Source organism: Paenibacillus forsythiae T98, from assembly GCF_000520735.1.
GTDB classification, from domain to species: Bacteria; Bacillota; Bacilli; order Paenibacillales; family Paenibacillaceae; genus Paenibacillus_AQ; species Paenibacillus_AQ forsythiae.
The window spans coordinates 1-8,000 of record NZ_ASSC01000191.1; the positions used below are offsets into that span (position 1 = coordinate 1).

The window sequence follows — 8,000 nt, forward strand, 5'->3', positions numbered from 1 at the left end:
ACCGATCCAATACAGAGCAGCCCGACAAGAGCGGAGCCTACCTGGAGAGCAGAGCGCCGTTTGATGCAGGCAAGAAGAAGGTTCATTTAAAAATCCTCGTCGATAAAACAAGCATCGAAGTCTTTGTGGATGACGGCTCGGTCGTTTATTCCAATGTTATTTTCCCGGAATTCAGCGATAAAGGGATCACTCTATTCTCCGAGGGGGGCAAGGCGGTCTTTGAGAATATGGTCATCAAGCATATTGGAAAGCCGTAAATCTCAGGCCAAACACCGGCTATGGCACTTTCTTATACAGCGCCCGCCGGTGTTTGGCCTCTTTGCTCTTAATATTCAAAGCTGTCCGGCTGATCCATGGACTCGACCAGCTTCTTGTCCCGCTCCAGCTCGTTGCCTGATTTAAGCTCCAAGCCTTGGTCTTCGGCAGCCTCTTCTTCGTTGCTTAGCGAAGACCGGTTAAGCTCGTCCTGATCATTTCGTTCATGCTCTTCTTCTCTCATGGTATTCCTCCTTCCGTCTTCCATTGTTAACCAATATTCAAAAAACAAACGTATGAACCGCTGTATTTGTCTTCTACCCTTATTGGAGGTTGCTCATAAACTATATCATCCTCAGAAAAGGAGTGGTATAGTTTGGCAAACAGAGATGTACGTCTTACTCTTTGGTCGGGCACCAATTTTACCGGCCGCCGGATTCATTTTAGACGCGGGGGAGTTGCGGTTCGTGATCTGGGAGCGTTTCGTTTTGACAACGTTCTTTCGAGCTTCCGGCTCAGAAATGTGGTGCAGAGCTCTCAAGTAACGCTTGTGCTGTTTTCCCGAATTAACTTTCAGGGCTCGTTCCGTGTATTCCGGGGCAGCCAAAGCGTAGCGAACCTGGGCAATTTCAACTTTAATAATGTCACCTCTTCGTTCATTCTGGTTGGACGCAACCTGACCGACGTCGAAATTGCCTTAATTCGCAGCACGGGCAGACCGCCTCGCGACATCCTCATCATAAGACAATAGTTCCGCATCAGGGCGCCTTCGGGCGCCTTTTTGCTGTGAAGACGCCACGCGCTCGCTCCGCAAGAGCACCCGCCGTTCATCTTCAGTTCATATACGTATACTATTATGTTTTCATTAAATACATAGGAGGTCTCTTCATGGGTACAAGAAGAAAGTCGAAGACTGGAAAATGGCTGGTAATCAGCATCATAGTGATTGCGGCGGTAATCATCGCCGGGGTGTTTCTTAAGCGTCCCGCAGCCGCGTCCTACGAAAGCGTAACTGCCCAAAAAGGGGATATCACCACCTATTATTCTTTCTCGGGAAATGTCGAAACGAAAAACCGGCAAACGGTCATGGCCGAGAAGATTTTGCAAATTAGCGATATGAAAGTCAAAGAGGGGGATACGGTCAGCGAGGGCGAGGTGCTGCTGACGACAACGGCCGGAGATGAGATTAAATCGAAAATCAACGGTGAGATTGTCAAGATCAATATGGAAGACAACGCACAGGTTATGGCCGGAACGGCGCTGCTGGACATCGTGGATTACAATAATCTGGAGCTGAATGTCAAGGTGGACGAATACGACATTCAAGCCTTGGCGGCAGGCAAGGAAACGATAGTGAAGATCGGGGCGATCAATAAGGAGCTGACAGGGAAAATCAGCAGCATCTCCAAAGAAGGACAAGTTATGAACGGAATCACCTTCTTTATTGCGACGATTGACCTTGCCAAGGATCAGGACCTCAGAATCGGCATGACGGCGGAGGTCAAGGCTATCAGCAGCAAGGCAACCGGGGTGGTTACATTGCCTATGACCGCCATACAGTTTGACGATAGCAACCAGCCGTATGTTCTGAAAGAGGATCAGAATGGGGCGGAGGTCAAGACCGAAATCACGACAGGCATCAATGACGGAACGAACGTTGAAGTGAAGAGCGGAGTTGCAGACGGAGAAACCATCCTTTACAAGAAAGCTGCCGGGGCATCTACAGGCGTAGGTTTCGGCAGAGGAGGCGGCAACGAGAACGGGGCGGATGGAGGCGGCAACGAATGACCGAAATTCTCCGCATGCAAAATATCAATAAAAGCTACTATATGGGTGATGAAGAGCTGCCCATTCTGCATAATGTCAACCTGAGCGTTCATTCCGGTGAGTTTGTATCGATACTGGGACCGTCCGGCTCGGGCAAATCCACCATGATGAATATTATCGGCTGTCTGGATGTGCCGTCGTCCGGGAAGTATCTTCTGTCCGGCAACGATATTAACGACCTGGATGAAATGGAGCTTGCCCATATACGAAATCGCGAAATCGGCTTTGTCTTTCAGAATTTTCAGCTCTTGCCGCGGATGACCGCTCTCCAGAATGTGGAGCTTCCATTAATCTATAGAGGACTTTCCTTCTCGGAACGCCAGCAGCGGGCCAAAGCGATTCTGGAGCGTGTGGGCCTCGCGGAAAGAATGAAGAATCTGCCCAACCAGCTCTCCGGCGGTCAGCAGCAGCGTGTGGCTATCGCCCGCGCACTGGTTACAGAGCCAACCATCCTGCTTGCGGATGAACCCACAGGCGCTCTCGATCAGAAGACGGGGGCACAGGTTATGGAGCTGTTCGAGGAGCTGAACCATGATGGAAGAACCATTGTCATGATTACCCACGACATCAAGATTGCCCGTCACGCCAAGCGAATCGTTCATATTCTGGATGGCCATTTGACTGAGCAGACGGGGCAGGAGGTGGAGTAGATGCTGTTTGAAAGCATAAAGATGTCCTGGGAAAATATTATTCACAACAAGCTCCGTTCCTTCCTGACCATGCTGGGCATCGTTATCGGCGTGGCCTCGATTATCGCCCTGATTACGATTGTTCAAGGCGCGACGAACAGTATCAGCGATCAGGTCAACGCGCTTGGTGTGAACCGGATTATGGTCAATGTCATGGGGACCCCTCTCAAGCAGGGCCTTAACGAAGAGGATATGAACAGCATTTCGAAACTGGACAATATCAGCGGCGTATCGCCTACGGTTTCGGGCAAAACGGGTATTGTGTATAATGGTCATGTCAAAGAAGACGCAACAGTCAAGGGGAAGAACGAGGTTTATTTCAAGGTCGATTCCAGTCTGGTGAAGTCCGGAAGAGGAATCAACAGACTCGATCTGGAGAGCAAGAATCAGGTGGCTGTTATTGGCAGCGATATCGTAAGTGAATTTTATTACGGTGTGGACCCGGTCGGGAAAGAGCTGATGATTAACGGGACAACCTTTACGGTAATCGGCACCTTAACCTCCTCCAGCGGATTCGGGATGGACTCCAATAACGATTCCATTCTCATTCCATACACAACAGCGCTTCGAAATTTAAACGTAAAAAGTATCTCCAGTCTGGATGTGTACCTGAAGGATACCAGCACGGCGGATCAATCGGTAACCGATATTAAAGGCGTGCTGAACGCGGCGTTTAATTATAAGGATACGGCATACACCGTGAATAACATGGGAGATATGATTGATTCCTTCCAGACCATGATGTCGATGATGTCCATGCTCCTTGGGGGGATTGCCGCGATTTCGCTGGTTGTCGGGGGAATCGGCATTATGAACATGATGCTTGTATCTATCACCGAACGCACTACAGAGATCGGTCTTCGCAAGGCGCTCGGAGCGACTCCGAACCGCATCCAGCTCCAATTTATTATCGAGTCGATCTTCCTTTCGCTGATCGGCGGACTGATCGGACTCATCCTTGGCGCTCTCATTGCCTACATTGCCGCAGCGCTCATCGGACTGGGCTTCTCCATCTCCATATCAACCGTGTCACTGGCGATCGGCTTCTCTGCGGGAGTGGGCGTTGTATTCGGATATATGCCCGCCAGAAAAGCCAGCAGACTGAATCCGATCGACGCGCTCAGAAGCTTATAATTTAAGGCCAACATTTAATATAGAAGGAAGCGGCAAAAATGTTCAATATCCTGGTAGTTGATGATAATGAAAGTATCCGCAAGCTGATGACCACCTATTTAATCCGCGATGGATATCACGTCTTTGCCGCTTCCGATGGATTGAAGGCATTGGAAGTGCTGGATACCGAGCATATTGATCTTATGATCGTGGATATTATGATGCCGAATATGGACGGCTATACGTTAACCGAAGAGCTGAGAAGCTCAAGGCATGATCTTCCCATATTGATGATTACGGCGAAGGAATCCTTTGAGGACAAGAAAAAAGGCTTTCTCGTCGGCACCGATGACTATATGGTCAAGCCGATAGATTTTGACGAAATGCTGTTGCGGGTTCATGCTCTGCTCCGCCGGGCCAAAATTTCCAATGAGCACCGGATCGTGATCGGCGAGGTTATTCTGGATTACGAAACGTTGACGGTCACAACCCCAATCGAAAGCCTGGTATTGCCCAAAAAAGAGTTCTATCTGCTGTTCAAGCTGCTGAGCTACCCCCAAAAAATATTCACCCGGCAGGACCTTATGGATGAAATTTGGGGAATGGACAATGATACCGACGAAAGGACCATCGATGTTCATATCAAGCGCCTGCGGGAGAAATTCGACGGATTCGAGGAATTTAAGATCGTCACCGTCAGAGGGCTGGGATACAAGGTGGAGAAGCTGGTATGAAGAAGCCCCGTCTGCTGCGGTCCATTTATGCCAAATTCGCGATTCTCTTTCTGGTCATTTGGTGGGTATTAACTTCATTGACCTTCAGTGCCATCAGAGTCATTTCAAACAGCTTCTTTGTTAAGTTGTCCGTTGACCATAACCAGCTCATTGCTGAGTTTAAAAGAGTCCGGACGATTACCGGCCTTGTCTTTCTGGTAAGCGCCGCTGTGGGCACCATCATCATCCTGATTGCGGTAAGAGGGATTGTCAAACCGATCAAGAGGCTGTCCAAGGCGTCGAAGGAGGTAGCCAAGGGCAATTTCGACATCGAGGTCAAAGTAACCAGCGCGGATGAAATGGGGCAGCTGACCTCCGATTTCAACCTGATGACCAGGGAGCTGAGGAACATCGATGTGCTGCGCAAGGATTTTGTATCCAGCGTATCGCATGAGTTCAAGACACCCATCACATCCATTAGAGGCTTTGCCAAGCTGATTCGAGACAACCGGCTGACGGAGGAGCAGTTCTCGGAATATACGGAAATTATCGTGAACGAAAGTGAGCGGTTATCGCTGCTTTCGACCAATTTATTAAAGCTTTCGGAGCTGGACAGCAAAGTAATACGCGAGCAGGCCACCGTATTTTCGCTGGATGAACAGATCAGGAAAGCGGTATTAATTCTGGAAGCCGCGTGGTCCAGGAAAGAGATTGAATTCGATATTGACCTGGAGGAAATAACGATTACCGGCGATGAGCATTTGCTTCAGGAGGTATGGCTAAACCTGATTCAGAACGCGATCAAATTTTCACACCCGAAGGGCACCATCCGAATCGGTCTTCATCAGAGCGAAGGGCTTGTCAGAGTGAAGATTACGGATTATGGCATCGGTATCCGGGAAGAGGATAGGGAGCGGATCTTTGAAAGATTCTTTAAAGCCGACAAATCACGCTCCCTGGAAGGCAATGGACTGGGGCTGGTTATCGTCAAGAAGATCGTGGAGCTGTCCAATGGACAAGTGTATTTTGAGAGTGAATCAGGAAAAGGCACCACATTTATTGTTGAACTGCCGCATTAAGCTTGCGTTCTGAAATATACGAGCCGGTCAACGTCAGGAAGGTTCCTGCCAGGGTGGCCCACGTTATCTGTTCATGCAGAAGAAGAGCGGAGGCTGCGACTGTAATTACAGGCACAATATAAATGTATACGCTTGTTTTCACCGCCCCCAGGATGCCTACCGCCCGGTTCCAGGTTACAAAACACAATGCCGAGGCTCCCAGTCCCAGATATAGCAGATTGGCGAGATTTGAAGGGTTGTGGAACCGGGCCATGCCAGGATTGAATTTATGAAGAAGCAGTACAGGGAGCATGAACAGCAGTCCATAAAAGAACACTTTGCGGGTGGAGCCAATGGTATGGTGGTTCAGCCCGCTTATTTTTCGCATCAGGACCGAATATATGGCCCACACAGCAGGAGCAAGGAAGGCCAACAGGTCTCCGGCCGGGTTGAGCTGCAAGAGCAGGCTTCCGTTGAGCCCGATAATTACGATGCCTGTCAGCGCCAGCGAAAATCCGAGCATAAATTGGACAGTTAACTTTTCTTCCTCCAGGAAGAAGTGAGCCAAAACCGCCGTAAAGAATGGAGCAATCGAAACAATCACACCTGCGTGGGAAGCCAGCGTATAGAGAAGGGCGGCATTTTCTACTAAAAAGTATAGAGTGACCCCGCACAGTCCTGCCGACATGAACAGCAATTCTTCTTTGAAGGTTTTGGTTCGGATGGGGCGGGCATAAAGAAGCAGCAAGACAAAGTACCCGATGAGAAACCGGAAGAACAGAATTTCAACGGGGGCAAAGTCAACCAGCAGTATTTTGGTGGAAATAAAAGTGGTTCCCCAGATCAGGATCGTGACGAATGCCAGCAGATGTCCGGCCGTATCCTTGCGCTGATCCATCATACCGTGATCTCCGTTGATTGCTGCGCACCCGATCCATGAATAAATACACGCGCATATTGCTTAGGGGTTAAACCAATCAATTTCTTAAAGTAATTTGTAAAATGGCTCTGATCGCTGAAACTGGTCTGCAGGGCCACATCGATAGGCGGCATTCCTTGCTCCAACAGCTTCTTCGCATGGTTAATCCGGATCGTAGCCAGATAGCTGTACGGTGAAATTCCCTTTTGCTTGGTAAATGAGCGCAGCAAGTGATACTTGCTCAGTCCGGCCAATTGGCTTAATTGATCCAGGGTAATGCTCTCTGCAAAATGTGACTCTATGTATTCGCATATCCTTTTGATTTCAGAGGCCGGTTCCCTGGAGGGGCCGGGAGCACTTAGGTCTGAATCCTCTCTCAGCAGCTGCTCCAGCAGAAACAGAAGCAATTCTTCTTTTTGAAAATCGGAATGGCCTTCGGAAATCATCAGGTGCAGCTCACGCAGGGAAGCCGCCAGTTCACTCCGGTAGAGAACGGTTGGCGTGAAGCAGGGTAAATAATCAACACCAGCGATCTCTTGCACATATTGGCGCATTACCTCCGGCTGAATGTTGATGCAGCGATAGTCCAGCGTTCCTCCGTCTATCTGTTCACAGGCATGGGGATCATACGGGTTAAAAATGACCACATCGCCGCTGTTAAGGATGTACTCCTCATGATGACAATGCAAAAGCCGTTTGCCTTGTTCAATGAAGCCAATGACATAATAGTCATGAAAATGGTTGGGAAACTTCTGCATAATCCCTTCAAACCGATACGCCTCAAGCTCTAAGTCCGCATCGAAGACGACCGTTCGAACCTCGCGGGTCATAGCCAGCACCTTCTTTTCCTGTTCAATGTCTTGTCATTATAAACGAAAAAGAAAGAGCGTTCTTGCATAATGTTGCTGACATACGGGGGTTGCGCTTACGGCAAAGCCTACACCGGTTCCCCGCAGCCGATGGCTTGAAAAATAAACCGGGTCAAATCCTCCAGAAGCAAGCCCGGATCTTCCTCGATATCATCAAGAAGGTGCTTGAAATAATACGTTTTGTTGTGAAACAGGATGCTGCCCAGCACACTGATAAACGTATGATCCAGCGACCGGAAATGAAACACGCCCTGTTCCCGGCCCTGCTTCAGCCAATCCCGCAGCAGTATCCAGATCGGCTGTGTCAGTTCCTGAATCAAGTCCATCCGGGGGGACTGCATAATAATTTCCTGCTGCAGCAGACAGATCATTTCCGGCTCACGCTGCCGGTAAGCGGTGATTTCCCGGATCAGCAGCTTGAGACCCGAGGCCGGGTCCAGCCGGGACAGCTCATCTTCTTTTAGTAAATCGTGCGAAAAATATTCAGCGAACAGGGCCTCAAACACCTTGTCCTTGCCGCCAAAATAATACGAGACGAGCGACACGTTGGCGCCCGC

The 8,000-nt window shown here is 49.4% G+C and carries 11 protein-coding genes; 7 read left to right on the forward strand and 4 right to left on the reverse strand.

The window, feature by feature from the left end; translation table 11 throughout:
• Positions 1-257: GH32 C-terminal domain-containing protein (locus L692_RS27995; RefSeq protein ID WP_036722441.1), on the forward strand; the 257-nt coding region annotated here is incomplete at its 5' end.
• Positions 258-325: 68 nt separating this feature from the next.
• On the opposite strand, the gene L692_RS31695 is transcribed toward L692_RS27995, so the two are convergent.
• Complete coding sequence (locus tag L692_RS31695) at positions 326-499, reverse strand: hypothetical protein (RefSeq protein WP_156940326.1); 174 nt, start codon at positions 497-499, stop codon at positions 326-328.
• A 132-nt stretch (positions 500-631) separates the two neighbouring features.
• Here L692_RS31695 and L692_RS0106950 point away from each other — a divergent pair, with 132 nt between their 5' ends.
• The 6 genes from L692_RS0106950 (at position 632) to L692_RS0106975 (ending at position 5,676) form a co-directional block, all read left to right on the forward strand.
• Complete coding sequence (locus L692_RS0106950) at positions 632-1,006, forward strand: hypothetical protein (RefSeq protein WP_025698394.1); 375 nt, start codon at positions 632-634, stop codon at positions 1,004-1,006.
• Between the two features lie 137 nt (positions 1,007-1,143).
• A complete protein-coding gene (locus tag L692_RS0106955) occupies positions 1,144-2,043 on the forward strand; it encodes an efflux RND transporter periplasmic adaptor subunit (RefSeq protein ID WP_025698396.1) in 900 nt (299 codons plus the stop codon).
• Between the two features lie 5 nt (positions 2,044-2,048).
• A complete protein-coding gene (locus L692_RS0106960) occupies positions 2,049-2,732 on the forward strand; it encodes an ABC transporter ATP-binding protein (RefSeq protein WP_198027715.1) in 684 nt (227 codons plus the stop codon).
• Positions 2,733-3,905 (forward strand): ABC transporter permease, encoded by a 1,173-nt coding sequence (locus tag L692_RS0106965; protein WP_025698400.1) that lies wholly within the window; start codon positions 2,733-2,735, stop codon positions 3,903-3,905.
• Positions 3,906-3,943: 38 nt separating this feature from the next.
• Positions 3,944-4,618, forward strand: coding sequence for a response regulator transcription factor (locus L692_RS0106970; RefSeq protein ID WP_025698403.1), 675 nt, complete (start codon positions 3,944-3,946; stop codon positions 4,616-4,618).
• Positions 4,615-5,676, forward strand: coding sequence for a HAMP domain-containing sensor histidine kinase (locus tag L692_RS0106975; RefSeq protein WP_025698405.1), 1,062 nt, complete (start codon positions 4,615-4,617; stop codon positions 5,674-5,676). Before L692_RS0106970 ends, L692_RS0106975 begins: the two co-directional genes overlap by 4 nt.
• Here the strand turns inward: L692_RS0106975 and L692_RS0106980 are convergent.
• From L692_RS0106980 to L692_RS32465, 3 genes are all read right to left on the reverse strand, one after another.
• A complete protein-coding gene (locus L692_RS0106980; protein WP_025698407.1) occupies positions 5,654-6,553 on the reverse strand; it encodes a DMT family transporter in 900 nt (299 codons plus the stop codon). The genes L692_RS0106975 and L692_RS0106980 overlap by 23 nt on opposite strands.
• On the reverse strand, positions 6,553-7,404 hold the full coding sequence (locus L692_RS0106985; RefSeq protein ID WP_025698410.1) for an AraC family transcriptional regulator: 852 nt from the start codon (positions 7,402-7,404) through the stop codon (positions 6,553-6,555). The genes L692_RS0106980 and L692_RS0106985 overlap by 1 nt, the downstream gene beginning before the upstream one ends.
• A 107-nt stretch (positions 7,405-7,511) precedes the next feature.
• Positions 7,512-8,000, reverse strand: a 489-nt coding sequence (locus L692_RS32465) for a TetR/AcrR family transcriptional regulator (protein WP_025698411.1), incomplete at its 5' end; no start/stop codon positions are given.